The sequence below is a fragment of the Polyangium mundeleinium genome (assembly GCF_028369105.1).
GTDB classification, from domain to species: domain Bacteria; phylum Myxococcota_A; class Polyangia; order Polyangiales; family Polyangiaceae; genus Polyangium; species Polyangium mundeleinium.
This window is the reverse complement of sequence record NZ_JAQNDO010000001.1, coordinates 7,657,810-7,682,664: the sequence shown is the minus strand read 5'-3', so window position 1 is coordinate 7,682,664 and position 24,855 is coordinate 7,657,810. Positions and strand designations below refer to the sequence as shown.

Here is a 24,855-nt window from a genome sequence, read left to right as displayed (position 1 = left end):
CATGACCACTGTCCCCGACTCCGATTTCGATCTCGCCACGATGCGCCTCGCGCTCGAGGAGGCGAGGAAGTCCCAGCCCTCGCCGAATCCGCCGGTCGGGGCCGCGGTCGTCAGCGAAGCGGGGGAGGTCGTCGCGACGTCGTACCACGTGCGTGCCGGGGAAGAGCACGCCGAGACCGCAGCGCTGCGCCGCGCCGGTGAGGCCGCGCGTGGCGGCACGTTGTTCGTCACGCTCGAGCCCTGCAACCATCACGGCCGCACGCCGCCTTGCGTCGACAACATCCTGCGGGCGGGCATCCGCCGCGTGGTCATCGGTTGCCTCGATCCAAACCCGAACGTCGAGGGCGGGGGCGCGGCGCGGCTCACGGAGGCGGGCGTCACGGTCGACGTCGGCGTTGCGGGCGCCGAGGCGCGCACGCTCATCGCGCCGTGGGCGAAGTTCATCACGACGGGCATGCCCTACGTGTCGCTCAAGCTCGCGCTCTCGCTCGACGGGCGCATCGCGACCCGCAGCGGCGCCTCCAAGTGGGTCACGGGCCCCGAGGCGCGCGCGAAGGTCCAGGAGCTTCGCGCGCAGCACGACGTCGTTGGCGTCGGCATCGGGACGGCGCTCGCGGACGATCCGCGCCTCACGGTGCGCACGCCCGGGCTCGCCGAGCAAGGGCGTTGCCCGACGCGCGCGGTCTTCGACACGCACCTGCGCTTGCCGCTGCACAGCCGGCTCGTGCAGACCGCGCGCGAGGTGCCGACGTGGGTGCTCACGGGCGAGGACGCGCCCGGGGCGAACGAGCAGGCGCTCGCCGATGCAGGCTGCGTGGTGCTGCGCGTGCCGAACTCCGCGGAGGGCCGCGTGGAGGTGTCGGCGGCGCTGCGCGTCCTCGCGGCGCAGGGCGTGGTGTCGATGCTCGTGGAAGGCGGCGCCGAGCTCGCGGGCAGCCTGCTCGCGGCGCGGCTCGCGGACGAACTGCACGCGTTCATCGCGCCCATCTTGCTCGGGCCGCGCGGCCGTCCTGGTGCGGTTGATTGGGCGGGTCCGGACACGCCGAGTGAGGCGCCGCGGATCGTCGATCCTCGCTGGGCGCTCTGCGGCCGCGACGCGTATGTCAGCGGGCCGCTCTCGTTTCCTCGTTGACGCGTTGACTCGTTGCGCGGTGAGCCCCCCTCACCCTCGAACCCCTCTCCCGGCGGGAGAGGGGAAGTGACGTGACGTCAGCTCGTCGCGTCGGCGCGCTTCTGCATCTTGCGCTGGATGATGCGCTTCTTCAGCATGCCCACGCGATCGATCATCAGCACGCCGTCGAGGTGATCGTTCTCGTGCTGGATCGCCACCGCGAGCAGGCCATCGGCCGTGAGCTCGAACGTCTTGCCGTCGCGGCCCTGGGCGCGCACGCGGACCTCGGTCGCGCGCTTGATCTCCTCGCTCACGCCGGGGAACGACAGGCATCCCTCGGCGCCCACCTCTTCGCCGTCCTTCGACAGGATCTCCGGGTTGACGAAGACCATGAGGTTGCTCGGCTCATCCTCGGCGGCGATGTCGATGATGAAGATCCGGTGCGGCTCGCCGATCTGCGTCGCCGCGAGGCCCACACCCGGCGCGGCGTACATGGTCTCGGCCATGTCGTCGATGAGTCGCTCGAGCTCGGGCGTGATGCGCTCGACCGGCAGGGCCTTCTGGCGAAGGCGAGGGTCGGGATAATGCAGGATGGTGCGGATGGCCATGATCGCTTCTCGTTGCCCTTCGAACCGCCCCTGCCGCTACGTCACCAGCGGCAGGACAGCGCATACAAGGTAGCCTAGTCGAACCTCGTCGTCCTGCCGAGACTCGTCAAGACGCGCTCGGCCCGCCGATGCTTTACTTCGCGCGTCGGAAGATCGCCGGATCGACCGGCGTCCCCCGCGCTGCCAGATCCTCCACGAGCGCCGGCACCACGCCCGTCGGGTGCAGGCTGCCCTCGATCGCCCCGCCCGCGGCGGTCCGTTCGATCAGGAACGTGAAGACGTCCCGCGCCACGAGCGCGCCGCCTTCCACCCGCAGATCCGCGACCCGCATGAGCCGCGCGCGACCGTCGCGCAGCCGGGCCACTTCGAGCACGAGATCGAACGCGCTCGCCAGCGCTTCCCGCGCTGCTTCCACGGTCGTGCCGGGGCGCGCCGTCACGAGATCGGCCGTGAGCCGAGCGAGGGCATGGCGCAACGTCGGCGCGCGTGTCGCCGCGAGCACGCTGCCTGCGCCTTCGCCGAGGGCACCGACGAGCTCGGAGGCCGCGGGGCCGGCGAGCGCGCCGATCACGATGCGATCGGGACGCATCCGCGTGGCCACCCGCGACGCGTTTGCCGCCGCATCTGCGCTCGGGCCGAGCGCGATGGGCAGCGCGTTCGTGTGGTTCACGGGGATCTCGTCGTCGTCTTGCAGCGAGACGACACGCTCCTCCGCGCCGAAGCTCTGCGCGAGCGCTGCGACGAGCGAGCCGTGTCCCGAGCCCATCGGGCCCGCCACGAGCACGTTCGCGCGCCCGGCCATGCTTTGCGACAGCAGCGTTGCCACGGCCCGCGAGAGCAGCCCCGCGCGCACGAGATCCTCCAGCGTGCTCGCCTCGATCCGCTGCGGCTTGCGCAGCACGACGAGCAGCCCCTTCGCGCCTGGCGCGGCCGCGACCCCGAGGATCCGAACGCCCTCCGGCGCGACCACGTCGACCGCGCCGGAGCCTTCGAAGGGCGCGCCTGCGCGGACGAGGAGCCGCCCGAGCGCCCGCGCTGCGGCCTCCTCGCTCGTGAACGGCATCTCGCCTGTCGGCGTCCTGCGGCTCTTGCGGAATGCGACGAGCCGCGTGTTTCCCTGAACGTGGATCTCCACCACGTCGTCGTCGGCGAGCAGCGGGCCGATCGCGCCGAGCTCCAGGAGCTCGCGCCGCGCATCCACGGCGAGCTGCTCGATGCCCACGCCATCCGGCACGAGGCCCGCGGTCTTCATCACCGCCACGCGCTCCTCGATCGCCGCCGTGATCATCGTCGCGAACGTCGACGAGACGGCCGCGCCTGCGGCGAGCGGGGCGAGATCGATCCCCTCGGCCACGCGCTCCACGAGGGTCACGAGCGCGGCGCGGTGCGCGGCCGTGGGGCCCGGCGTCGGCTCCGAGTTCGTGCGATTTGCCGGGGACGGAGGCACCGCCGTCGGACCGGGCGGGACCGCGTGCCGCGGCGGGAACGCCTGCGCGAAGGCTGGCGGGAAGGGGCTTTGGGGCGGCGCGGGGATGCTCGACGCCGTCGGCCGCGGGCCTGCGCTCAGCGTCGGCGGGCCGGCGGCGGTATGCGGCGGCAGCGGCGACAGCGCGGTCGGCGAGAGCATCGAGGAGCCGCTTGGCTTCGTGCTTTGCGTCGGCCGGGGCACGCGCGGCGGGGCCGGCACGGGGACCGGCGCCTCGTCGGGATCATTCTCGAGCGGGAAGTGGCTGACCACGTCGGCCACTTGCTCGCCGGTGAGCACGTTGTCGCGGGGTTTGGCAGGGACGGCCGAGGGTGGACCGCCGGGCGACGAGAGCGGGCCGTCCATCGAGCCCATCTCGGGCATCGCGTTGAACTCGCCGCTCGGAATGCGCCCGCCGGCGAGCTGCGCGCCGGGGCCCGCCTCGACGCGCAGGACGAAGTCGCCGATGTAGATCTTGTCGCCCTCGCGGACGATCGTCGCCTGCCCGATCTTGCGGCCGTTGACGTACGTGCCGTTCGTGCTCTTCAGGTCGGTGACGATGAAGCGACCGTCACGCAGGACCAGGCGCGCGTGCCGCTTCGACACGTTGCCTTTCGGCAGCATGAGGTCGTTGCCTTGCACGCGGCCGACGTTGATCTCCGCGCGATCGAAGGCTTCTCGGCGCTCGGCGCCGCCCTTCTCGCTGATGATGACCGAGAAAATCATTCCGCTCGGGCGGCCTTGCGGGATGGATCCCGGGCCACGCCCGGCAATACGAGCAAGCCCCGAGGAGCCTGTCAACGAAGAGGGGACGATCGCGCGTAGGCGGGGCGGATCAGCGCGGCTTGCGGGCGGAAGCGGACGAAGGCGGGAGGGAGCTCGGCTCGCCGTTTTCGCGCCGGTCCTTCATGTCCCCGGCGACGAGGGAGAGCAGCTCGCCGGCGACCGACATCACGTCCTCCTCGGCGAGACCTCCCTGGCGCATTTCGCGGTAGATGGTCTTTGCGAGGATGCGGAGCGCCCGCGGATCGCGGGAGGCGTGTTCATAAGGGCGGGGACGCTGCGTCGCGTCACCACTCCTCTCGGAAGCGGCGCCCGTGATCTCGGCTTTGGGGGTGGGGAACTCCATGCCGGTCGCCCCTTGCGATGGTCGTGCCGAAGCAAGGGGCACCGATTTTCGGTCATTTCCCGGTCATATTTTTCTCGGGAAGCGAACGCCTTTACGCATGTGCGTCACGCGCGGCGCGTTTTTGATTTCGCAGTGTGCGTCAGGCGCGGGAGGTGTGCCTGCGTGCATCCGACGGGTGGCACTCCGCTTGACGGTCGGACGAGCGGACGTCTACCTTGGCGCCGCTCGACCGGGGGCGCGTGCGCTGGATACGCGCGGAATCGTGGGGATCGACGGCGATCGGCGAGCAGACCGTGAAGTTGGAGGAGTTATGGCAGTAGGTAAAGTCAAGTGGTTCAATGACGAGAAGGGCTGGGGATTCATCAAGCAGGACACGGGCCCCGACGTCTTCGTCCACTACTCGCAGATCCAGCAACCGGACGCGGGTCGGAAGCGCCTCTTCGAGGATGAGACGGTCGAGTTCGAGATCAAGGAAGGCCCCAAGGGCCTGCAGGCCATCAACGTGATGCGCCTCGCCTCGCCCGCGTGAGCTGAGCGGATCGTCCACCCGGCGCCTCGGACACTCGAACCGTCCGCAGGCGCCGGGGTCGCTTCTGGCTTCCCTCCTACGCCTCTCGCCCTGCCTATCCCTTCGGAATCGGCACTTCGGAGAACGTCTTCGTCACGGGATCGAGCTTGCACGAGGTGATCGCTCCGATCGCCCCGGAGGCGTCGTCGATCTCGTACAGGTTGAAGCCCGCCATGCGCTCGTCGCTCTCGTGCAGGAGCGACGCGCTCGTCGCGCCGACCACGTCGATGTGGCCCCGCGCCGTCGGCAGCGTGCGGTGGATCCGCCGGTGCAGGTGGCCATGCAGGAGCAGGCCTCGCTCGACCTCGCGCAAAAGCTCCGCCTCTTCCTTGGCGTCGTAGAGCCCTTCGAGCAGCGTCTTCGCGAGCCGCGGCGGGTTGTGCCACGGGTGGTGCTGGAGCAGGATCGGCGTGCGTGAGCGCACCTCGGGGTGGGAGAGCACCCGCGCGAGGGCGCCCCGCTGCTTCGGGCGCAGCGCGCCGGCGGCGACGAGCGGCGGCCTCGGCACGGCCGTCGACAGGCCGATGAGCGCGACCGGGCCGCGCAGGCGCACGAAGGGGAAGGGGCCCGGGATCTCGGGCAGATCGGTCCCGAGGTAGGGCTCGAAGTACCGGAAGAAGCGCTTTCCGCGGAAGGCGCCGCGCGTGTAGCTGTCGTGGTTGCCCGGGACCATGCTGATCTGCTCGGGCGAGAGGCCGAGGTCCTGCTCGACGAGCTTCTTCGCGAGCTCGAACTCGACCTCGAGGGCGAGGTTCGTGACGTCGCCCGTGATGACCACGTGGTCGACGCCGAGCTTCCGGATCTCCGCGGCGACGGCCTCGACGGCGAAGGGCTTGTGGACCGACTTGCGGTGGAAGCGCAGGTTCATGTAGCCCGTGATGCGCTTGTTGAAGAGGCGCATCGGCACCGCGCCTTCGAGCGAGAGCAGGTGCAGATCCGAGAGGTGGGCGATCTTCACGCGCCCACTATGATCTCGCCGGGCGCCCTTCGCTACGCGTCGCGGGCACAACGGAACCCGCGCCAGGGCCTGCGCATGGACGGCAGGTCGTGCTGCCGCGACGCCGCGCGCAAGAACGGCCGTCCATGCACGTAGCCGCCCCCCCGCAGGACCCGCTCCTCCCCCGACGACGGGCCGCGCGGGTTCATCACGCTCCCCTCCTGGTACCGGGGGGCGTAATAATCCGCGACCCATTCTTCGACGTTTCCCGCCATGTCCGCGAATCCGTCCGGCGTCCGGCCGTCCGGGAACGAGCCCGCGGGGGCGAGCTCCAGGAAGCCGTCGGTGGGGTCGAGCTCGTCCCAGGAGAGCTTGCCGTGGTTCACGATCACGCCGTTCCAGAGGTTGCCCCACGGGTAGCGCCGGCCTCGCGCGCCCCGCGCCGCGCGCTCCCACTCCGCCTCGGTCGGCAGCCGCCCGCCCGCCCACGTGCAAAAGGCGACGGCGTCGCCATAGCTCACCATCACCACCGGCAGCTCCGGCCGATCGAAGCGCGCTGCCCCCGAGGCGTACGGCGGCTCCAGGCAATGGCCCGCGGCCACGCAGCGGCGGTAACGCGCGACCGTGACCTCGGTTCGATCGATCCAGACGTCCGAGAGGTAGACCTCGTGGGGCGGGTATTCATCGCCGAAGATCTGCTCGGGGCACTCGCGGCCCATCGGCTCCAGGGTGCAGAGGGTCTGCGCGTGCGCGACCTCGGAGGGCGTCGAGCCCATGGTGAACGTCCCCTCGCGGAGGAGGAAGGCCTCGGGCGCGGGGTTTTGCAGGGTGACGATGCCGGCCTTCGTGTTCGCTTGTGGCGCGGGGGCCGAGGGCGCCTCGGGGGGAGGCGGAGGCCGGGCGGCCCCGCCGGACGGGGCGAGCACGAGGAGCGCGAGGGTGGCGACCGTCGCGGGGCGCATCGAAGAGAGGCGTAGCACCGGACGCGCCGATCGCCCGCGCGGACGCTCAGAGGGGGTTCCGCAGGCGTCGCGAGCGGCTCGATGCTAGGGAGGCCGAGCGAGGCGTACACTGTACGTCGAGCGAGGCCGACCGACGCGTCGAGCCGCGCAGCAGCCTGCGGAACACCCTCTCAGGGCGCGAGCTTGGCGAGGGCGAGATCCGCGGCGCCGCCCGAGAGCGGGCCCTGACCGAAATCGACCACGCCCGAGGTCTGCGCGGTGACGAAGATGCGGCCGGCGGCGTCGGTGGTGATCGCGGTGATGATCTGGTCGTCCTTGTCGCCGAAGGGCGTGGCTGAGATGACGCTGCCCGACGTGTCGTACCGCGCGACGAACGCGTCGGAGGAGGACGCGCCCCCCTGCGCGTTGAGCGAGATCCCGCCGAAATTCGCGTCTTTCACGAATCCGCCCCCGACGATGTAGCGGCCCCCGGCGCCAATGGCCACGCCGCCGGCGCTGTCGGCCTTCGAGCCGCCCATGAGGAAGCTCCGCACGTGCCCGCCGCTCGGCGAGAGCTCCAGCAGGAAGACGTCGAGGTTCTGCGCGGTGAGCGCATTGCCGCCGAAATCCACGGTCCCGCGCACGATCCCGCTCACGACCGCGTTGCCCATGGCGTTCATGCGCACGGCGTAGCCGCGCTGCGGATCCATGTCGCCGAATCGCCGCGCGTAGCTGACGCCGCCCGTCGGATCGAGCTTGGCGACGAACAGATCGAAGCCGCCCGCGCTCGTGAGCTTCGTCTCGCCGAAGGTCATGCTCCCGCGGAAATCCCCGGTGATCACGGCATTGCCGCCCGCGTCGACCGCGATCGCGCGGCCGTTTTGCTCCTCGCCGTCGCCATAACGCTGGGCGCGCACGGGTTTGCCGCTGCTATCGAGCGTCAGCACGAAGACATCGAAGCTCCCCTCGCTCTCGAGCAGCCCGGTGCCGAAATCGACGCCGCCGGAGAAGCTCCCCGTGACGAGGATCTCGCCGGTCTTCGTGACGGCGACGCCGCGCGCGACCTGGTCCTCGCTGTTGCCGAAACGCCGGCTCCAGAGGTGATCGCCGTCGGTGCCGTCGTACTTGGCGACGAAGACGTCGTAGCCGCCCTCGCTCTGGAGCGTGTTGCCGCCGCCGACGCTCATCTGCCCGAGGAACTCGCCGATCACGACGATGTTGCCTTGCGGGTCCTCGGCGACGCTCCACACGGCCTGATCCTCGGCGCCGCCGAGCCTGCGGCTCCAGATGTGCTCCCCCGAGGCGCCGTCGAGCTTGGCGATGAACCCGTCGTAGCCGCCCGAGCTCGTGAACGTGTTGCCACCGAAGCTCAAGGTGCCGGGAAAACGGCCCACGAAGATCGGGTGCCCGCCGCTGCCGGTGATGAGCCCGAGGCCTTCGCCCGTCCCGAACCTGCGGCTCCAGAGGTTGTCGCTCCCGCACGTTGGGGTCGCGCCGTCACAGTCCTCGTCCTCGGACGTGGTGCAGTCCTCCTGCGAGGGCAGGACCTCGCCCTCGCAGAGCCCGAAGCCTGTCCCCTGGGGGTTGCACGTGCGCGTGCCGCCCTTGCAAACCCCCACGCCCTCCGTGCCCGCGGGGCCGCCATAACAAGGCTCGGTCACGTTCGGCTCGCAGGACGCCGCGCCGCCGCCTTGGCCATCGCTCCCGCCTTGGTCGCCGCTCCCGCCCTGGCCGCCTTGGTCGCCGCTCCCGCTCGCGCCTCCGACGCCACCCCCGCCGCCGTTGCCCTGGGAGGTCTCGGTCGCCGATTCCTCCTTCCCGCAGCCGTACGCCGCAACAACGCCGAGGAGGAGCGAGAGCGCAGCAAGACGAGAGGGTATCATGGAAGCTCAGAATAGATCGAATGCGTGGGGCCATGAAATGGCAAACGATGTGGATCTGAAGGAGAGCATTGTTCCGACTTGTGTTGTGGCTGGCTGCGTGCAGGTCGGTTGGAATGGTGGCCAGGGCGGGAGGGGCGCCGCGGGGGTTCAGGGGCGTGGGGGGCGAAGGATGGGCCATCGCACGCCATCGCTGCTGCTTCCGCTTCCGCTGCTGCTTCCGCTGCCGCTTCATTACGCGTGTACGATCACGCGGCGCGGCTGCGTTCGTTCGAGATCGCGGCCGAGTCGCAGGATGAGCTGGCCTGCGATGGCGGGACGAAGGGTTGATCCCGGCTCGAAGCTTGGGTTTCCACCGAAGACGTGATAGGCAGCACTGTGTGTGCTTGCATCAAGCGCATGTATGTCGAGGTGTCATGAAACAACGATGGTTTGCAGGTGTTCTCTTGTCGGGCCTGATCATCGGGGGTGCGATGGCCTCGTGCTCCAGCAGCGGTACCGGCGGCGATCCTGGGGAAGGCGGGGGTGGAGAAGAGCCGTGGGGCAACGCGTCCAGCATGTCGAGCGCGGGTCCCGGGTCTGGCGGGAGCGGCGGGCAGGGGGGCCAATCGAGCAGCGTCGGGGGCGGGTCGAGCTCGAGCTCCGGGTCGGGAGGCGGCGGAGGTAGCTGCAAGCCGGGCGGCCAGCCTTGCCAGGCGTTCAACGAATGCTGCAGCGGCACCTGCGCCAACCAGATCTGCACGGATTGCAACGACGTCGGCGAGGCATGCGGGCCCGGCTGCTGTGTGGGCTCCTTCTGCTACGCGCAGGTTTGCAAAACCAACTGCGCGCAAGACAACGAGGATTGCACGCTCGCATCCCAGTGTTGCTCGAACATCTGCCTTCAGGGCAAATGCGCGAAGTGCGGGGGACCCCAGTCGTTCTGTTTCCAGAGCTCCCAATGCTGCCAGGTCGATGGCCTGGCATGCGTGGTGGAGAGTTGCTGCAAGCCGGCAGGCACCTCGTGCAGCGGCTCTGGGCAATGTTGCTCATATCATCGTTGCGAGGCCGGCGCTTGCTGCGGGACGGCAGGTATCGCTTGTGACGCCCAGAGCGATTGCTGCGCCTCGGACGGCCTCGTGTGCCAGGCCGGAAAATGCTGCCTCCCTGCCGGCGCTGCGTGCTCCATCCCCGGCAATTGCTGCAGCGGCCAGTGCACGAACGGGACGTGCCAATAGACGCCCCGCAGTCGTCACATATGCTCGGACCCACCACGCGTCCACGCGCATGAGGCCCCAGGCGAGGATCCCGCAGTGGAGGGAGTCCCCGCCCCGATCCACCATCAAGCGGCAAGCACCAGGCGAAGACGCGACGAAGCATGGCCCTCGGCATGAACGCGCCCCGAGCCATCCCCGCGGCGGTGAGCGGGCATGCGTTCTTCCGGTCGATCCTTGTGCATGGCCAGGATGGAGCCGTGCAAGGGATTTCGGATGGCGGGCCGATCCTTCGCCCCGCGCTGGCCGATCCTTCGCCGCGTGATGGCCGATCCTTCGCCGCGTGATGGCCGATCCTTCGCCGCGTGATGGCCGATCCTTCGCCGCGCGCTGGCCGAGCTTTCGCCGCGCGGTGGCCGATCCTTCGCCGCGCGGTGGCCGATCCTTCGCCCCGCGGTGGCCGATCCTTCGCCCCGCGCTGGTCGATCCTTGGCCAACCCGGGGCGAGCGATGCCCACCACAACTGGCTCGCAATGCCAAGCAGGGATGAGTAACCTGCCCCTGAAAGCGAGGAACCACGCATGGACAACAAAGTCGGCGACGCGCTCTTGACGCCCGAGCAGCACATCCAGTTGCTCGCGCAATTGAAGGCGATCGTTGAGAAGCTCAGGGCGCACGGGATCACGCTCACCGTGGACGAACGCAAGCGCACGCTGCGGCAGCGCAGAGGCGCGGAGCCACACATCCAGCGGGTGATCGAGCTGGCGAAGAAGTACAACGTCTCGCTGAAAGCCATCCCGCTCGCAGGGCTCGAGAACGACCTCGTCCTCACGAAGCAACTCCTGCCGATCGAGGAGGAACTGCGCGTCGCACTGCAGCTCGCCGAGGACACGGGCACGCAGGCGGGGTCAGAGGCGTGGGAGGCGTTCCTCGCGTATTACGGCGTGCTGTCGTCCATGGGGGAACGAATGCCCGATCTGGCCGCCGAACTGCAGACAGTGGTGGACTTCATGGCCACCGGGCCGCGGAAGAAGGCGCAGACGACCTGAAGGCATGCGCGGAGCGGGGGGCGCGGGCGCTTCCGTTTGCGCTCCCGCTTCCGCGTGCAGCGGGCCGCCCACCGAAGGACGGCCCGCCTTGCGCCTTACCGCCGCGCCGACCGGTGCAAGGTGGCGATGACGTGCTCCAGCGTATCACGCAGCCCATCATCCCATTCGAGGACGTGGAGCCGCCCGCTCGCTGAGCCAGGTTTCTTGGAGGCATCGGGAGCGGGAGCATCCATGGGCGTCCTTCGAGCGGGACGACGAAGGCGTGGTGAGCCGTATTCAAAGCCGCGAGACCGGCGAGGTTTTCACGATTCGCAGCCAGTTCGTCATTTCACCTCCGCGTCGAAAATCCCCCTGCACCCTCCGACCGCATATACGCGCGCAGCGCGTCCCGCAGCGTCGCCCGCGTCGTCAGCTCCTTCAGGCCCGCGTCGAACGCCACCATCGTCTGCGCAACGGCCGCGCGAATCCCCGTGATCACCACGCTCGCCCCGAGCAGCCGCGTCGCGCCGACGATCCGCATGATGCGCTCGCCCGTCTCGGAATCGACGCTCTCCACCCCCGTCAAATCAAGGATCACCTGGCGGCACGAAGCGGAGCCAATCCGATGCAGCACCCGCTCCATGATCTCCTCGCCCCGCCGCGCGTCGAGCACCCCCACCAGCGGGACCGCGATAACCCCGTACCAGACCTCGATGATCGGCGCCGACAGCGCATGGATCACCTCCTCCTGCTGGCTGATGACCGCGCGCTGGTCGAGAGCCTCCTGCTCCCTGCGCTCCTGCTCGGCGCGACTCAAACGAACGAGCGCCTCATTCGCGTGCCGTAGCTCCGCCGTCCGCTCCTCCACCTGCCGCTCCAGCTCCCCATACAACCGTGCATTCTCGATCGCGATCGCAGCCTGCGTGCAGATGAGCCCCACCACCTCGACCCGCGCAGGCGTGAATGCTCCCCGCGCGAGGTCATTCTCCAGATAAATCACGCCCGAAAGCCGACCTTTGCCGATGATGGGCGCAGCCAGCGCCGAGCGCGGAGGCGCGTCCACGAGGTAAGGGTCGAGCCCAAAGGGGCCATCCTGCGCGCGATCCTCCAGGAGCACGCTCTCACGCGTGCGCGCCACGTACGCGAGCACGGTCGCAGGCAGATCCGAGCGTTGCCGAGATCTCGCTCGATCGCCGTCGATGCAGGCGCGTCTTCCTCGCCAAACGCGCGCTGCTCCGCTTCGACGACGAGGCTGCCATCCCGCAAAAGGAGCAAGACCCCTCGCCGCGCGCCGGCGTTCTCCAGCGCCACGCGCAAGAGGGCGTCGATCAGTCGGGGCAGCACAATCTCGCCCGAGATCGCTTGCGCCGCCTTGAGCACCGACCCGATGTCCAGGGCGTCGGCCGAAGGCGCAGGCGTGCTCGGCAAGGGCGCGTCGAACGTCTCGTCGCGCGCGACAAGCTCGGGATAGGCGCGGGCGAGGCGGCGCGAGGCAACGGTTGCGCCCCAGCGGGCATAGAGCCGGCGCGCCTCGCTGAGGTGAGCGCGCGCGAGCGTCGTTTTCCCGGCGTCCATCCAGTGCCTCGCGCACAGCTCGTTCGCGAGCGCCTCGTCATGGATGTAGCCGCCGCGATGCGCGAGCGAGATCGCAGTGTCGTAGAGCTCCGCCGTCACGAACCTGTCTTCGCCGCGGGCGCGGGCGAGCTCGGCGCGAACCAAGGCCGCGCGGGGGGCGAAGTTTTCCGGACAGATCTCCGCCCAAGCATCGAGCTTCTCCGCGTAGGCCGCGGCGCGCGAGAGCATGACCGCGCGCTCTTCAGGCGCGGCGCTCGTCGAGGCGCGCGCGAGCGCGAGGGCCGCGTAGGCGCGGAAAACAGGCGTGCCGTGCCAGACCGCGATGCTGACGAGCTCGGGGTTCGACGCGAGCACGACGCGCGCCGCCTCCTCGAAGGCGCCCTGGAAGACGAGCAAAAAGACGATGTAGAGCTGCGCGAAGAAGAACGCGCTTTCGTTCTTGATCCGGCGACACGCGGCGATGACCTCCTCGATGTCCACGAGGGGCCCGACAAGGCGGCAGGGGTCGTCTGTCTCGACCGAGAGGTTGTAGGCGATCTGTCCGGCCGCGCCGGCCATCCAGGTGATCGCGTCGAAGCGGTCGAGCTTGCGGATCGGCTGGTAGCTCTTCGCCTCGGCGATGATGTCCTCGATGGGCAAACCGCGCATGAAGCTGTTCGTGACGGCGTTGACCGTGTTGTAGAACGACCAGATGTACTGGCCTGTCTCCAGGCCCGCGTCCTTGCCCCTGATCAACGTGTCCCAGCAAGCGCTGTAGCCGTCTCCCCAGTACTGGACGAAGCCACCCCACATGTTGCGGATCATCGCTTCGTTCTTCTTGTCGCCGAGCTTCTCGCCGAGCCTGACAGCAATGCGGCCAAGCTCGTAGCCAAGCTTGATATGCCCGCGGACGCACAAGAGCATGCCGAAATTGATACAGCCGTAGGTCGTGCTTCGCGACAACCCGTGACGGTAGGACAGCTCGAGGATCTTGGCGATGCTGATGCTGAAGTTGTTTGTCGCGAGGAAGTACGTCGGCGCGAACAGCTCCTCCAGGACCTGGAGCAGCGCGGCGATCTCGGGGTCCTCGAGCGGCGGCAGGTCGAGGAGCGCTTCGGGCGAGCGCTCGACGACGAGGTCGAGTGTCACGCGCATCTGCTCCTCGAGCGTCGCTTCGTCCGGGAACGCGGGCAGGTCGAGGCCGAAGGAGTGCATCACCACGAGCCCCTCGGCGAGCGCCGCCGGCAGGTCGTTCTTGAGCACCTGCGCTTTCATCTTGAGCCGCAGGATCTCGGTTCGAGCGAGCCTCGTCGTGGCGCGCTCGAGGGCCTCTCCGAGCGCGGCGAGCGCGTCATCGTGATGGCCGAGCAAGGACAGCGTGACGCCGAGCTTCCTCGCGTAGGCGAGGCGGAGTTGATGCTTCGACGTCCAGGCATCTTCGGGGAGGCATTGCAGGCCGAGTTCGAGGAAGCTGCGCGCGGCGCCAAACGCGGCGGATTCTTCGGCTCGCGTGGCGGCGACGAGGTTCATTCGGGCGAGCGTCTCGCGTTCGTGTGGATCGTCGATGAGCTCGAGCGCGCTGTTCAGGTGGCCGACCACGTCGAAGAGGTTGCGGCTCTCGGACAAGGGCGTGCTCTCGGCGAGCAGCCTGCCGATGCGCAGGTGGAACGCAGGCCGGCCTGCGACCGGGATCATCGCGTACGCGCCTTCCTGGACCTTGTCGTGAGCGAAGCGGTAGCCGTTGCGGCCCGGGATGATGAGCCCTTCAGCGGCGGCGGGCTCGAGGCGGCCGTAGGCCTGTTCGGGCGTACATTCGAGCACGGTGGCGAGCACGCCGAGGTCGAACTCGCTCCCGATGGCGGCGGCGAGGCGGAGGGCTTCCTGCGTGGTTTGCGGCAGGCGGGCGATGGTGCGCACCATCAGATCGACGACGTTTTCGCTGTAGGCGAGCTCGTCGAGTCGTTTGAGGTCCCAGGAAAACCCCGTCCCGGGCTTGAAGGTGAGCACGCCGTGGTCGCCGAGCGAGTGCAAGAAGCGGCGGACGAAGAAGGGGTTGCCGGCGGTCTTTTGGAGGATGGCGTCGGCGAGCGGGCCGGTGTCCGAGCGCCGCAGGCTGTCGCTGAGCAAGTCGACGATGTGACGACGCTCGAGCGGGCCGAGGACGATGTCGCAGACGGAGAGGCCTGCGCGTTTGTCCTCTTCGAGCGCCGCGATGAACGGGTGGGCGGGGGAGACTTCGTTGTCGCGGTAGGCGCCGCAGAAGAAGAACGACTCGAGGGAGTCGTCGGCGAGCAGGGCGCGCAGGAGGTCGAGGCTCGCGAGGTCGATCCACTGCAAGTCGTCGAGGAAAAACACGAGCGGGTGGGCCTTGCGCGCGACGACCGAGACGAACTGCGCGAAGCATCGGCTCAGGCGGTTTTGCGCCTCGACGGGTCCGAGCCCGGGCACGACTGGCTGCGGGCCGAGCACGTGTGCCATCGAGGGCAGGACGTCGCAGATGACCTGGCCGTTTTGTCCGAGCGCCTCGAGCCATGCGCGCTGCCAGGCTTGGATCCGCTCGGTGCTCTCCGTGAGGATCTGCCGCACGAGGCCGTCGAAGGCCTGGATGATGGCGCTGTAGGGGGTGTCGCGGTTGAACTGATCGAATTTGCCGCTCGTGTAGTAGCCCTTCGCGCGGGCGAGTGGCTTGAGGATCTCGTGCACGAGCGAGGATTTGCCGATGCCCGAGTAACCGGAGACGAGGACGATGGAGCGTTCGCCGCCGAGCGAGCGTGTGAAGGTCGAGGTGAGCGCGTCGATGTCGCGCTCGCGACCGTAGAGCTTCTGGTGGATTCGCAGCCCGCCTTCGTGGTCGTGCTCGGCAGGCGTGAAAAGGGAGATCGTGCCGAGGGTCTTGAGCTCGTGGCTACAGCGGCGCAGGTCGGCGAGCAGGCCTTCGGCGCTTTGGTAGCGGTCTTCGGCGTTTTTCTCGAGCAGCTTGAGGATGAGACGCGAGAGGGGCTCGGGCACCGAGCTGTCGATGTGCGCGGGGGGTTTGGCCTGAAGGGCGAGGTGCGCGTGGATGAGCTCCATGGGCTCGCGGGCTTCGAAGGGGCGACGACCGGTGAGGGCTTCGTAGAGGATGATGCCGAGGGCGTAGAGGTCGGCGCGGTGGTCGACGCTGCGGTTCATGCGGCCGGTTTGCTCGGGCGCGGTGTAGGGCAGGACGTCGTGGAGGACCTCGTACGCGTAGAGTCGCTCGTGTGCGCGCGTGACCTCGGCGTCGACGCCGAAGCCGGTGAGCTTGAGCGCGCCTGCATCGCCGACGAGGATGTTCTGGGGGCGGACATCGCGGTGGGTGATGCCGCGTCCGTGCAGGGCGGCGAGGGCTTCGGCGATCGCGGTGGCGATGGCGAGGGCCTCGGAGACGGGGAGCTTGTTGCCTGGGCGCGCGGCGAGGGTGTGGGTGAGGGTGTGGCCTGGGAAGTGTTCGCGTATGACGATGAGGCTGTCTTCACGCGCCTCTACGCCGAGGACGGAGACGAGGCTTTGCGAGCTGAGCTGCGCGAGTTGCGCGTACTCGTGTTTGAATCGCGCGATCTCGGCGCTCCGGGCGCGTCCGATGGACAGGCTTTGGAACACGACGGGCAGGCCGTCATGCACCCGCCGCGCGCGAAATGTCTTCGCGAACGGCGTTACTTCGACGCGTTCGAACGCTGTATACCCTGCAATGTCGAGCATCAAGAAGACCACCGAAGAGTGACCGAGGAAGCGTCTCGGGCAGGTGGGGGCGATGCCCTCCGCTCGAGCGAAACAACGAGCCTACCAAACTTTGCAGGATGGGGCGTTGAAGTCGTTGCGCCATTCAAGGCGTATGCTGGGCTACGTGCCCCGCAGCGTCGGCGCGTGCGGCCGAGGAGCGCTGGTGAAGCAATGGGAGGCGGAAGCGGGAGCGGAAGCGGGAGCGGAAGCGGGAGCGGGAGCGGGAGCGGGCGTGCCCTTCGGGTCGAGCGGTTACGGGCACTTGGCCGCGTTCGGACGGAAACCCCGACAGATTCCGCCTGCCGCCTCTCGCTTCGCGATCTCGCAGAGCGCCGAACGGTTCGGCGCGTTAGCGCTTCGAGGTGCGGCGCCGCAGGGCGAGCAAGCCGAGCGCAAGGAGGCCGAGCGAGGCTTGCGCGCTGCTCGGGGTGGACGAGCCCACGCGGCAGCCGCAGCCGCCGTCGTCGCTGGGCGCGTTGCCGCCGGAGCCGCCCTCGCCGCCGGTCTCCGAGCCACCTGCGCCACCTGCGCCGCCATTGCCACCTGAACCGCCTGCGCCGCCATTGCCACCGGAACCGCCTGCGCCGCCATTGCCACCGGAACCGCCATTGCCACCGGCGCCGCTGCACGCCGCGTCTGCGCAACAAACGCCTTCCGTGCAGAACCCGCTCGCGCATTCGTCGGCGGTCGCGCACGCCTCGCCGTTCGATTTCCGGAGCACGAACGTGTAGGCCGAGCCCTGGTTGTTGTTCATGCCGATGTCGTCCGAGAACGCCGTCACGAGCGCCGTGTCGCCCGACAGCGCCACCGCCACGCCGAAGTTATCGAGTTGTGCCCCGTCGCTGGCCACGAGCTTCGATTTCTCGGTCCACGTCACCCCGTCACGGGCGAAGAGGTACGCCGTCCCCAGGCTCTGCATCCCGTTGATGTCGCGCCCGGTGGCCCCGATGAGCAGCGTGTCCCCCGACAGCGACACCGCACCGCCAAAGGCGTCGAACGGTGCCCCGTCGCTGGCCACGAGCTTCGCGTCCTGGGTCCACACAGAGCCGCTGCGCACGAACACGTACGCCGCACCTTGCTTCTCCTGCCCCCCGACGCTGGCTCCTGTCGCCCCGACGAGCACCGTCTCCCCCGACAACGCCACCGACCCGCCGAAGGCGTCGCTTCCGGCTCCGTCATTCGCGACGAGCTTCGCCTGCTCGGTCCAGACGCCTCCGCTACGCACGAACACGTACGCCGCACCTTGGTCCAGGTTCGCGCCGATGTCGGCCCGGGCCGCCCCGATGAGCAGCGTGTCGCCCGACAAGGACAACGCGGTCCCGAACTTATCCCGAAGCCTCCCGCCTACGCCTCCGCCAGGATGCCCTGCCAAAGCACATCGAGCAGGCATGCCGCCTCGGCAGGCCCCGGCAAACCCGCCGCGCGGGCCACCTCGGGGGCCGGGGCGCGCGTCGTCGACGCCGCGAGGTGCGAAAGCGCGTCGGCCTGCGCCTGCTGGACATGCGCCCGCTCCTCCGGCCCGAGCCGCTCCATCGCCCAGACGTGGACCTTCCACGACAGGGTCGCGTGCCGCGCCTCGTCGGCCGCGATGTCCCGCATCGCCGCCGCGAGCTCGGCATCCGCCGCGCGCCGCGCCTGATGGGCCCCCACGAGCGCCCCGAACGTCTCGCGCACGCAGCCCTCCACCGCGTTCTCCAGGGCGAGCGCGAAGAGCGCGCGGAGCGGCAGCTCCTCCACGCACGGCGGGACGGGCGCGCCGCCGCCGCGCGCCCGCGCGAGGGCCGAGACCACGTCCGCGTGCCGGACCTCGTCCTCGGCCGCCCTCCGCGCCTCGTCCACGAGCGACGCCGGCGCGCCGAGCGCGGAGAGCTCCGCCGCGAGCCGCTCGAAGGCGACCACGCTCGCCGCCTCCAGGTGCGCGGCGCGCGCGAGGAAGTCTCCGAGCAGAGAACGCCCCTCGTCCGTGGGCGCGCTCGTGAGCCCGGCCGGGACACGCCCGATGCACGCCGAGTCACGCCCGATCTCCTCGGTGCGGACCTCCTGGACCTCGCCGCTGCGCCAGATGCGCAGCGTGTATCGCGTGGTGATGATCGGCGCGCAGTCCCTCGTGATCTTCGTGGCCGTCACGAGGAAGCCGTCCGGCGCCGCGCGCACGGTGGTGCGCTCGGCATCGGCGCAGGTGAGGTCGTATCCCATGGCCTCCACGAGCAGCAGCGCCTCGTCGGGCGTGTCGATCGGGCCGAGGAGCGCGCGGATTTCCGGGACGCCGACCCAGCGTCGCACCTCGTCGCCCGCCGTGGTCACGACCGACGTCTCGCTGCAGAGCTGCAAGCAGCTCGTCGCCCGGAAAGGCTCCGGGTGCATGCGGATCTTCTGGTGGCATTCGCGGGTCGTGGCCGTCGTGCAGGCGGTGCCCACCTCGCTGACGACGGTGAAGTCGGAGCGCGTCCAGCGTTCCGGGCCCTCCTCGTTGGGCGGGAAGCCGCTGAGGGTGCGGATGGCGAGGGAATCGAAGCGCCGCGCGGGCGAGAGGCCTTTCGCCGAGATGGGGAGGTACGTGCCGGGCGCGCAAGGCACTCCGCGGGCCACCTGCGCGCTTCCCGTCTCATCGACGGCGTCCGTATCCGCGGGCTCCGCGAGCGCCTGCGTGGGCTCGGTCGTGCAGCCCTGGGCGAGGAGCCCGGTCACGAGGGCGACGCGCTGGGCGCGCTCGAAGATGCGCGCGAGCCATGATTCCACGGATTCATTGGGATCCGGGTTGCAATCACGCAGGAATCGATGGGCCATGAGGATCTCCCGAGCCCGCGCGTGCACACGGCGAACGGCTCGACCGAATCCATGGCAACACGCATGCCGCGGGCGTGCTCGTTCGTGGTTTTGCCTGTTCCCCGGCGTTATCCCGCGTGATGAGACCACGCATGGCCAATACGCTCCTTCATCCGTGGTTTCCGTGCTCGCCGTCCCCTCGTCCGCCGCCGCGGGGGGCGTCGGAAACGGGAATGGAGGCGCGGGCGGAAGCGGAGGCGGGAGCGACGCTTCTGGTTGGATTTCCCGCGGTACGACGACAAGATGGCTCCGGGGTGGGCACCACCGTCGAAGGCACGTTTACCGAGAGCGATGAGACGATCCTGCGATTGGTGGCGAGTTCGGGCCCGCCGTGCCAGATCTCGGGCTCGCCGTTCTTCACGTACTCCCATTATGCCTACGTGGAGGTGTTCAATCCGAACGGTCAGGGCGCGCGGGTCGAGATGGGTGTCGATCCCGCGCTCGACCAACCCTTGGATCTGCCGCTCGTCGCGGCCTACACGGCGCCGCCGGTCACGGAAGCCGAGCGCAAAGCCTGCCTCACCGGCGCCGAGGTCTCCTGCACCGGAGGCAGCGCGGCCCATGAATCGTGCCTCACCGGGAGCCACGCGCCCACGGTCCCCGCCGGCGGATCGATCTGGATTTACGTCGGTAACTTCGCCACGGCGGACCCGGCCGTTTCGTTCGTCCTGTCCGCGAAGATCCTCGCGCTGCTTTGAGCGGGAGCGGTCCTCACGCGAACGAGAGCATCTCCAACCGCTCCCGCGCGAGACGCAGGCGACTGTAGACGGCCTTTACCTTGATTCCGAGCGTCGCCGCGATTTCCGGGACCGACCACCCCTCCAGGTACGGAATCACCGCTTCCCGGATGCGCGGCCTCATCTTCTCCAGAAATCGCTTCAGTCGGAACACGCCGTACATCGCGTGCAGAACCGTCTCCGGCGACGTCCCGTCCTCCTGCTCGGGAAGATCCTCCGCGAACCCAGCGAGAACCTCACGCGCGCAACGCGCGAGCTTGCGGTGATTGCGCGCATGGTAGAGGCCGATCACCGCAAGCCACGGGCGAGCCTGCTCCGGCGTGACCAGGCACGAGAGGCGGCGCCATACGGTGATGAAGACCTCTTGCAGAACATCCTCCACGTCGCGCGGAGGAACGGACTGGCTGAGAAGAAGGCGACGCAGAAAAGCGCGGTGTTCCAGGTAAAGACGGCCGAGCAAGGCGTGCGACGCCGAGAAGTTTGCCGGCGGCGGATGGACGACTATCGTGACCATTAGCAGCCTGTGGAATTATCGTCGCGAGCGCCCCGAAGCTAGGGCGACGGAGCGAGGAATCCTGAAGGATTTCGAGCGATGTCGACCGACGATTCGGGGCGCGCAGCAGATAAGTCCACAGGCTGCTAGCCTCGATAAGACGTCCCGCGGAAGACGGTTCGTTCGTGGCGACGACGCGCCGGAGTTCCCGTGTTCCGATGGTGAACCGAATCGACGGTCGTGCGCATTGCGCAGGGGGGAAGCGCGCTTGTCTGCCCAACGACCAAGCTGTGCCGTGGGCGCTCCGTGCCCATCGGCACCAGCGGCTTGTTAGCCGGCTGTGCCAAGGTCCTTCTCGAAGCAGCGGAACTCGCCTTTCCGAAAGCGAACGCTGCCGGCATCCCGGTAGCCGAGCCGCTCGTACAGGCGCAGCGCCCTCGGATTTCCGGTGAACGCGTCTAACCGGATGCTGCGATATTCCGACGACAGCGCCCGCTGCTCCGCGAATCGCATGAACACGCGTGCGATCCCCTTTCCTTCCATCGCTGGCTGTATCATGAGCCGATGAATGACGGCCACGCGACCTGCGGCAAATTGCCACGCAACCTCACTGTATTCCGGATCCTGATTCGAGTTCGATCGTGACAAGGTCTGGGTACATCTCGTCCCACTGATCGATACCACGGCTTCGCATGTTCTCGACGCAGGTACGCAGAAGCTTGAATAGGACGTCGACATCGTTCGGCGCTGCTCTACGAATCGAAACAGCAAGCGCTGGGTGCGTTGCCGCGCTCTGATTCCCTTGGCCCACGGTCGTGCCTCGTTCCTGTCCGGCTAACATGCGGGTCACCCGCGGCGCGCCCTGCCGACCGGAGGGAGGCTGGGCGCCCCGTCGGGTGCAGCCGCGGGTTGGGCCGCCCTACAAGAATTTGCTCCCACGGTGTCGCTCATGCGAGCAAAGAGCTCCTCCATCGCGAAGGCGATCGCGTACGCCTGCCGAGCGCGCTCGGCAAGCTGGGGTTTCTTACCGGCGATAAGAGCGATCATCTCGGGATCGGGATCGCGAGTCTCCCAAGCGGCGCGTCCGGAGAACCCGCCCTGCGGATCGCTGCCCTCCCACGTCAACGTGCCGAAGTGCTTGGTCGTAGAGCTTCCCCCGAGTTCATGTTCGGGCCTGAGCAGCGCTTCGCATACTTCATATGCCCACTTTCTGGCCGTCTGGTGGCTGAGAGGCTCGACGATCGAGCGCCCCCCTCGGATGACGTCAACTCGGGCCTCGTGCTCCGACCAGACGAGATCGATCGCGCTGCCACCCTCGCTGAAGCAAGCCGAGAAGCCGGTTTCGAGCCGCATACGACCCGCGGGAGCTCCCTGGAGCCGCATCAAAGTGGACAGATCCGAATGTTCGCCAATGGTCATGCCGTGGGTGCCTCGAAGCCGTCACAGTTGGAGCAACTCACGCGCAATACTAGCACGACTCTGCCATCATCACCCACACCTTCATATCGGCACGAGCGCCCGCACCGTCGCTCCGCACCGCGCGCATCTCAGGGGCGCAGCAAGCCTTTGAATCAGTCGCCGCCGGATCTCCGGTAGCGACGGTTCAGGCGGCGGGCCGCTGCGCCCAAGCGTTTTCTTCGAGCCGCGTCTTCGGCTTTCCCTTGCCGTTCCCTTTGCCTTGGCACCCGTCCTTCGTTTGCTCGCACGGGACCGCGCTCACGAGCGGTCGCCCTTGCCGATGCTGAAGCTTCGGCAGCGCCCCGCCCCGATCCACCATCGTGCATTGCGCGTCGACGCACTTCGGCGGATGCACCTCGTCCCGCTTCGGCAACGTGGACGTCGACGGCAAAAGCGGCTCGTTCGAGAGCACGCCCTCGGGTGGAGGCGGCGAGGCCCGCGGGCTCGTAGGCGGACGCTCCGGCATCTTTTTCGCGCCGGGTGGAATGGCGTTGGCTTGCTCGTCTTTTTGAACCGGCGGAGGCTTCGAGCCCTCGGACGCCTGGGCCGGCGCCGCTTCCTTCTTCTCTTCGGGCTGCGCCTTCGCTGCGTCCTTCCCCGGAGCCGGCTTCGGGCGCGGCGGCGGCGGGGGGCATGCGTTCTTCCCGTCGATCCTTGTGCATGGCCAGGATGAAACCGTGCAAGGGATTTCGGATGGCGGGCCGATCCTTCGCCGCGTGATGGCCGATCTTTCGCCCCGCGCTGGCCGATGCTTCGCCCCGCGCGGACCGATCTTTCGCCCCGCGGTGGCCGATGCTTCGCCCCGCGGTGGCCGATGCTTCGCCCCGTGGTGGCCGATGCTTCGCCCCGCGGGGGTCGATCCTTGGCCAACCCGGGGAGAGCGATGCTCGCAACAACTGGCTCGCAATGCCAAGCAGGGATGAGTAACCTGCCCCTGAAAGCGAGGAACCTTCACGCATGGACAACAAAGTCGGCGACGCGCTCTTGACGCCCGAGCAGCACATCGAGTTGCTCGCGCAACTGAAGACGATCGTGGAGAAGCTCAGGGCGCACGGGATCACGCTCACCGTGGACGATCGTAAGCGCACGCTGCGGCAGCGCAGAGGCGCGGATCCGCACATCCAGCGGGTGATCGATCTGGCGAAGCAGCACAACGTCTCGCTGAAATCGATCCCGCTCGCAGGGCTCGAGAACGACCTCATCCTCACGAAGCAACTCCTGCCAATCGAGGAGGAGCTGCGCGTCGCCCTGCAACTCGCCGAGGACACCGGCACGCAGGCGGGGTCCGAGGCGTGGGAAGCATTCCTCGCGTACTACGGCGTGCTGTCGTCCATGGGCGAACGAATGCCCGACCTGGCCGCCGAGCTGCAAACGGTGGTGGACTTCATGGCCACCGGGCCGCGGAAGAAGGCACAGGCAACCTGAAGGCGTGCGCGGAGCGGGAGGCGCAGGCGCTTGCGCTTCCGCTCCCGCTCCCGCTCCCGCTTGCGCTCCCGCTCCCGCTCCTGCTACCGCCGCTCCGCCCCCGCAAATCGGAGCGCGCGTCCCCCGCGACCCGCCGTCGCCTTTCCTCCCTCGCGCTCGACCACGCCCCCGACGACCACGAACCGCATCCCCTCGGCCAGCCGATGCGGCGCCGTGAAGCTCGCGCGCTCGTGGATCTCCCCCGGCGAAAACACCAGCAAATCCGCCCCGCACCCGTCCCGCACGCAGCCGCGCTCGCCTTCGAGCCCGAGCGTGCGGGCGGGCAGATCCGACATCTTGCGCACGGCTTCCTCCAGGGAAACGAGGCGTTGTTTTTCGACGAGCTCTTCAATCACCCGCGCGAACGCGCCAAAGCCACGCGGATGCCGGCCGCCGCCGCCGCCGTCGGTGCCGACCATGACGAAGGAATCAGTGAAGAGGCGCGCCATGACGGCTTCGTCCATCACGAAATAAGCGGCCTCGGCGCCGTCGGGCCCGACGTCGATGAGGACGTCCTCGAACGGGATGCGGCGCGATGTGGCGACCTCGTCGAGTGTCCTGCCGGCGAACGCGCCCGTCCCGAAGAGCATTGCCCCGGGGCCATTGCGTTTCTCCACACGGGCGCGCAGGAAGGCCGCGAGCTCGTGGCGGCGGCTCCGCAGCGCGTCGGCATAGGAGGACGGCGGGCGCGCGAAATCGGGGAAAAGGACGGCGAGCGAGGTGTAACTCGCCGTGTATGGATACAGGTCGGCCGTGACGGAGAGGCCCGCGGCGCGGGCTTTTTCGATGTGGGCGAGCAGGCGCTCGGCGCGGGCGGCGCCGCGGCCGAGGACGATCTTCATATGCGCGACGTGCGCGCGGGCCTTCGCCTTGCGGCACATCTCGAAGAGCTCGTCGAGCGAGGATTCGACGCGGTCGTCGTCCTCGCTGCGGAGGTGGCTCATGACGACGCCGCCGCGCGCGCCGACGGGCTCGGCCAGGGCGACGAGCTCGTCCATCGAGGCGCCGCGGCCCGGATCGTACTCGAGGCCGGTGCTGAGGCCAAAGGCGCCGTCATGGAGGGCCTGGGCGACGAGATCCCGCATTCGTTGAAGCTCAGTGGGCCTCGGCTTCGTCTGGAGGGCGGCGCCGACGAGGCTGCGCACGGTGCCGTGTCCGACGAGGGCCGCGACGTGGACGCGGGGCCTGCCGGCGTCGATTTTCGCGAGCCAGGGGCCGATCCGCGTGGCCGGGCTGCGGCCGTCCTGGCCAACGACGAGCGTGGTGACGCCCATGGCGAGGGCGTATTCGACGTCGCCGAGGGGAGCGCCGTGGGAATGGGCGTCGATGAAGCCGGGCGTGACGACGGCGCCCGCGGCGTCGAGGGTGCGCTCGGCGCGCACGGAGGGGTCGACGTCGCCGACGAAGGCGATGCGATCGCCGCGGACGAGGACATCGGCGCGGTGGCGAGGCGCGCCCGAGCCGTCGATCACGTGGCCTCCGCGGACGGCGAGGCGGAAGACCTCGTCGGAGCGGAACGGCGGCGGCGGAGGCGGGGGCGGCGGCGGCAGCGCTTGTGGCGGCGGGGAAGCGAGCGGGAGCGTGTGCGGCGGCGGCGGCGCGGGCGGCGGCGCTTCGGGAGGCGGCGGCGTGGACAGGGGCGGCGGCGCGGGGCTGCAGGCCGCGAGCCACACGAGGAGCGGGAGGGCGGGGAGGAGGAGCTTTTGCAGGCGCGGCATCGCG

Annotated in this window: 21 protein-coding genes and 1 pseudogene; 7 read left to right on the top strand and 15 right to left on the bottom strand. The window is 69.1% G+C overall.

The window, feature by feature from the left end:
* Nucleotide 1 precedes the first annotated feature (1 nt).
* Nucleotides 2-1,132 (top strand): bifunctional diaminohydroxyphosphoribosylaminopyrimidine deaminase/5-amino-6-(5-phosphoribosylamino)uracil reductase RibD, encoded by a 1,131-nt coding sequence (ribD, locus tag POL67_RS30550; RefSeq protein WP_271923509.1) that lies wholly within the window; start codon nt 2-4, stop codon nt 1,130-1,132.
* 77 nt (nt 1,133-1,209) lie between these two features.
* On the opposite strand, the gene def is transcribed toward ribD, so the two are convergent.
* The 3 genes from def to POL67_RS30535 form a co-directional block, all read right to left on the bottom strand.
* On the bottom strand, nt 1,210-1,719 hold the full coding sequence (gene def, locus POL67_RS30545) for a peptide deformylase (RefSeq protein WP_271923507.1): 510 nt from the start codon (nt 1,717-1,719) through the stop codon (nt 1,210-1,212).
* A 133-nt stretch (nt 1,720-1,852) separates the two neighbouring features.
* A complete protein-coding gene (locus POL67_RS30540) occupies nt 1,853-3,910 on the bottom strand; it encodes an ATPase, T2SS/T4P/T4SS family (protein WP_271923505.1) in 2,058 nt (685 codons plus the stop codon).
* 109 nt (nt 3,911-4,019) lie between these two features.
* Nucleotides 4,020-4,313, bottom strand: a complete 294-nt coding sequence (locus tag POL67_RS30535; RefSeq protein WP_271923503.1) for a hypothetical protein — start codon at nt 4,311-4,313, stop codon at nt 4,020-4,022.
* A 310-nt stretch (nt 4,314-4,623) separates the two neighbouring features.
* Between POL67_RS30535 and POL67_RS30530 the strand changes: the two genes are divergently transcribed.
* Entirely contained in the window at nt 4,624-4,842 is a 219-nt protein-coding gene (locus tag POL67_RS30530; protein WP_271923501.1) for a cold-shock protein, read from the top strand.
* Between the two features lie 94 nt (nt 4,843-4,936).
* Here POL67_RS30530 and POL67_RS30525 read toward each other — a convergent pair whose 3' ends face one another.
* The 3 genes from POL67_RS30525 to POL67_RS30515 form a co-directional block, all read right to left on the bottom strand.
* Nucleotides 4,937-5,839, bottom strand: a complete 903-nt coding sequence (locus tag POL67_RS30525) for a metallophosphoesterase family protein (RefSeq protein WP_271923500.1) — start codon at nt 5,837-5,839, stop codon at nt 4,937-4,939.
* Between the two features lie 32 nt (nt 5,840-5,871).
* Complete coding sequence (locus POL67_RS30520) at nt 5,872-6,780, bottom strand: formylglycine-generating enzyme family protein (RefSeq protein WP_271923498.1); 909 nt, start codon at nt 6,778-6,780, stop codon at nt 5,872-5,874.
* A 170-nt stretch (nt 6,781-6,950) separates the two neighbouring features.
* Nucleotides 6,951-8,642, bottom strand: a complete 1,692-nt coding sequence (locus POL67_RS30515; RefSeq protein WP_271923496.1) for a PQQ-binding-like beta-propeller repeat protein — start codon at nt 8,640-8,642, stop codon at nt 6,951-6,953.
* A 413-nt stretch (nt 8,643-9,055) separates the two neighbouring features.
* Here POL67_RS30515 and POL67_RS30510 point away from each other — a divergent pair, with 413 nt between their 5' ends.
* The 3 genes from POL67_RS30510 to POL67_RS30500 all read left to right on the top strand — a co-directional run bounded on the left by POL67_RS30510 (nt 9,056) and on the right by POL67_RS30500 (nt 10,881).
* Nucleotides 9,056-9,856, top strand: coding sequence for a hypothetical protein (locus POL67_RS30510; protein ID WP_271923494.1), 801 nt, complete (start codon nt 9,056-9,058; stop codon nt 9,854-9,856).
* Nucleotides 9,857-10,008: 152 nt separating this feature from the next.
* Complete coding sequence (locus POL67_RS30505; RefSeq protein ID WP_271923492.1) at nt 10,009-10,179, top strand: hypothetical protein; 171 nt, start codon at nt 10,009-10,011, stop codon at nt 10,177-10,179.
* Nucleotides 10,180-10,413: 234 nt separating this feature from the next.
* Nucleotides 10,414-10,881: a hypothetical protein gene (locus POL67_RS30500; protein WP_271923490.1), complete on the top strand. Its 468-nt coding sequence runs from the start codon at nt 10,414-10,416 to the stop codon at nt 10,879-10,881.
* Between the two features lie 328 nt (nt 10,882-11,209).
* On the opposite strand, the gene POL67_RS30495 is transcribed toward POL67_RS30500, so the two are convergent.
* The 4 genes and pseudogenes from POL67_RS30495 to POL67_RS30480 form a co-directional block, all read right to left on the bottom strand.
* A complete protein-coding gene (locus POL67_RS30495; protein WP_271923488.1) occupies nt 11,210-11,998 on the bottom strand; it encodes an STAS domain-containing protein in 789 nt (262 codons plus the stop codon).
* Between the two features lie 497 nt (nt 11,999-12,495).
* A pseudogene (locus tag POL67_RS54460) lies at nt 12,496-16,134 on the bottom strand (ATP-binding protein); the annotation flags it as partial.
* 370 nt (nt 16,135-16,504) lie between these two features.
* Nucleotides 16,505-17,545, bottom strand: a complete 1,041-nt coding sequence (locus tag POL67_RS30485) for an FG-GAP repeat protein (protein WP_271923486.1) — start codon at nt 17,543-17,545, stop codon at nt 16,505-16,507.
* On the bottom strand, nt 17,500-18,942 hold the full coding sequence (locus POL67_RS30480) for a ferritin-like domain-containing protein (protein ID WP_271923484.1): 1,443 nt from the start codon (nt 18,940-18,942) through the stop codon (nt 17,500-17,502). The genes POL67_RS30485 and POL67_RS30480 overlap by 46 nt, the downstream gene beginning before the upstream one ends.
* Before the next feature lie 293 nt (nt 18,943-19,235).
* Here POL67_RS30480 and POL67_RS30475 point away from each other — a divergent pair, with 293 nt between their 5' ends.
* On the top strand, nt 19,236-19,679 hold the full coding sequence (locus POL67_RS30475; protein ID WP_271923482.1) for a hypothetical protein: 444 nt from the start codon (nt 19,236-19,238) through the stop codon (nt 19,677-19,679).
* 13 nt (nt 19,680-19,692) lie between these two features.
* Here the strand turns inward: POL67_RS30475 and POL67_RS30470 are convergent, their stop codons facing one another.
* The 4 genes from POL67_RS30470 to POL67_RS30455 form a co-directional block, all read right to left on the bottom strand.
* Nucleotides 19,693-20,232 (bottom strand): RNA polymerase sigma factor, encoded by a 540-nt coding sequence (locus tag POL67_RS30470; RefSeq protein WP_271923480.1) that lies wholly within the window; start codon nt 20,230-20,232, stop codon nt 19,693-19,695.
* A 309-nt stretch (nt 20,233-20,541) separates the two neighbouring features.
* Nucleotides 20,542-20,859: a GNAT family N-acetyltransferase gene (locus POL67_RS30465; RefSeq protein WP_271923478.1), complete on the bottom strand. Its 318-nt coding sequence runs from the start codon at nt 20,857-20,859 to the stop codon at nt 20,542-20,544.
* A 198-nt stretch (nt 20,860-21,057) separates the two neighbouring features.
* Nucleotides 21,058-21,630 (bottom strand): hypothetical protein, encoded by a 573-nt coding sequence (locus POL67_RS30460; protein WP_271923475.1) that lies wholly within the window; start codon nt 21,628-21,630, stop codon nt 21,058-21,060.
* A 184-nt stretch (nt 21,631-21,814) separates the two neighbouring features.
* The gene (locus POL67_RS30455; protein WP_271923473.1) at nt 21,815-22,135 is read right to left on the bottom strand and encodes a hypothetical protein; all 321 of its coding nucleotides are present in this window, start codon (nt 22,133-22,135) and stop codon (nt 21,815-21,817) included.
* 491 nt (nt 22,136-22,626) lie between these two features.
* Between POL67_RS30455 and POL67_RS30450 the strand changes: the two genes are divergently transcribed.
* Nucleotides 22,627-23,094 (top strand): hypothetical protein, encoded by a 468-nt coding sequence (locus tag POL67_RS30450; protein ID WP_271923471.1) that lies wholly within the window; start codon nt 22,627-22,629, stop codon nt 23,092-23,094.
* An 83-nt stretch (nt 23,095-23,177) separates the two neighbouring features.
* On the opposite strand, the gene POL67_RS30445 is transcribed toward POL67_RS30450, so the two are convergent.
* A complete protein-coding gene (locus tag POL67_RS30445; RefSeq protein WP_271923469.1) occupies nt 23,178-24,851 on the bottom strand; it encodes an N-acyl-D-amino-acid deacylase family protein in 1,674 nt (557 codons plus the stop codon).
* Nucleotides 24,852-24,855: the final 4 nt, after the last annotated feature.

Excerpts from the sequence above, each read along its gene's own strand:
- ribD (WP_271923509.1), top strand. The coding sequence starts at position 2 with ATGACCACTGTCCCCGACTCCGATTTCGATCTCGCCACGATGCGCCTC.
- def (WP_271923507.1), bottom strand. The coding sequence starts at position 1,719 with ATGGCCATCCGCACCATCCTGCATTATCCCGACCCTCGCCTTCGCCAG.
- POL67_RS30540 (WP_271923505.1), bottom strand. The coding sequence starts at position 3,910 with ATGATTTTCTCGGTCATCATCAGCGAGAAGGGCGGCGCCGAGCGCCGA.
- POL67_RS30535 (WP_271923503.1), bottom strand. The coding sequence starts at position 4,313 with ATGGAGTTCCCCACCCCCAAAGCCGAGATCACGGGCGCCGCTTCCGAG.
- POL67_RS30530 (WP_271923501.1), top strand. The coding sequence starts at position 4,624 with ATGGCAGTAGGTAAAGTCAAGTGGTTCAATGACGAGAAGGGCTGGGGA.
- POL67_RS30520 (WP_271923498.1), bottom strand. The coding sequence starts at position 6,780 with ATGCGCCCCGCGACGGTCGCCACCCTCGCGCTCCTCGTGCTCGCCCCG.
- POL67_RS30515 (WP_271923496.1), bottom strand. The coding sequence starts at position 8,642 with ATGATACCCTCTCGTCTTGCTGCGCTCTCGCTCCTCCTCGGCGTTGTT.
- POL67_RS30510 (WP_271923494.1), top strand. The coding sequence starts at position 9,056 with ATGAAACAACGATGGTTTGCAGGTGTTCTCTTGTCGGGCCTGATCATC.
- POL67_RS30505 (WP_271923492.1), top strand. The coding sequence starts at position 10,009 with ATGAACGCGCCCCGAGCCATCCCCGCGGCGGTGAGCGGGCATGCGTTC.
- POL67_RS30500 (WP_271923490.1), top strand. The coding sequence starts at position 10,414 with ATGGACAACAAAGTCGGCGACGCGCTCTTGACGCCCGAGCAGCACATC.
- POL67_RS30485 (WP_271923486.1), bottom strand. The coding sequence starts at position 17,545 with ATGCCTGCTCGATGTGCTTTGGCAGGGCATCCTGGCGGAGGCGTAGGC.
- POL67_RS30480 (WP_271923484.1), bottom strand. The coding sequence starts at position 18,942 with ATGGCCCATCGATTCCTGCGTGATTGCAACCCGGATCCCAATGAATCC.
- POL67_RS30470 (WP_271923480.1), bottom strand. The coding sequence starts at position 20,232 with ATGGTCACGATAGTCGTCCATCCGCCGCCGGCAAACTTCTCGGCGTCG.
- POL67_RS30460 (WP_271923475.1), bottom strand. The coding sequence starts at position 21,630 with ATGACCATTGGCGAACATTCGGATCTGTCCACTTTGATGCGGCTCCAG.
- POL67_RS30455 (WP_271923473.1), bottom strand. The coding sequence starts at position 22,135 with ATGCCGGAGCGTCCGCCTACGAGCCCGCGGGCCTCGCCGCCTCCACCC.
- POL67_RS30450 (WP_271923471.1), top strand. The coding sequence starts at position 22,627 with ATGGACAACAAAGTCGGCGACGCGCTCTTGACGCCCGAGCAGCACATC.
- POL67_RS30445 (WP_271923469.1), bottom strand. The coding sequence starts at position 24,851 with ATGCCGCGCCTGCAAAAGCTCCTCCTCCCCGCCCTCCCGCTCCTCGTG.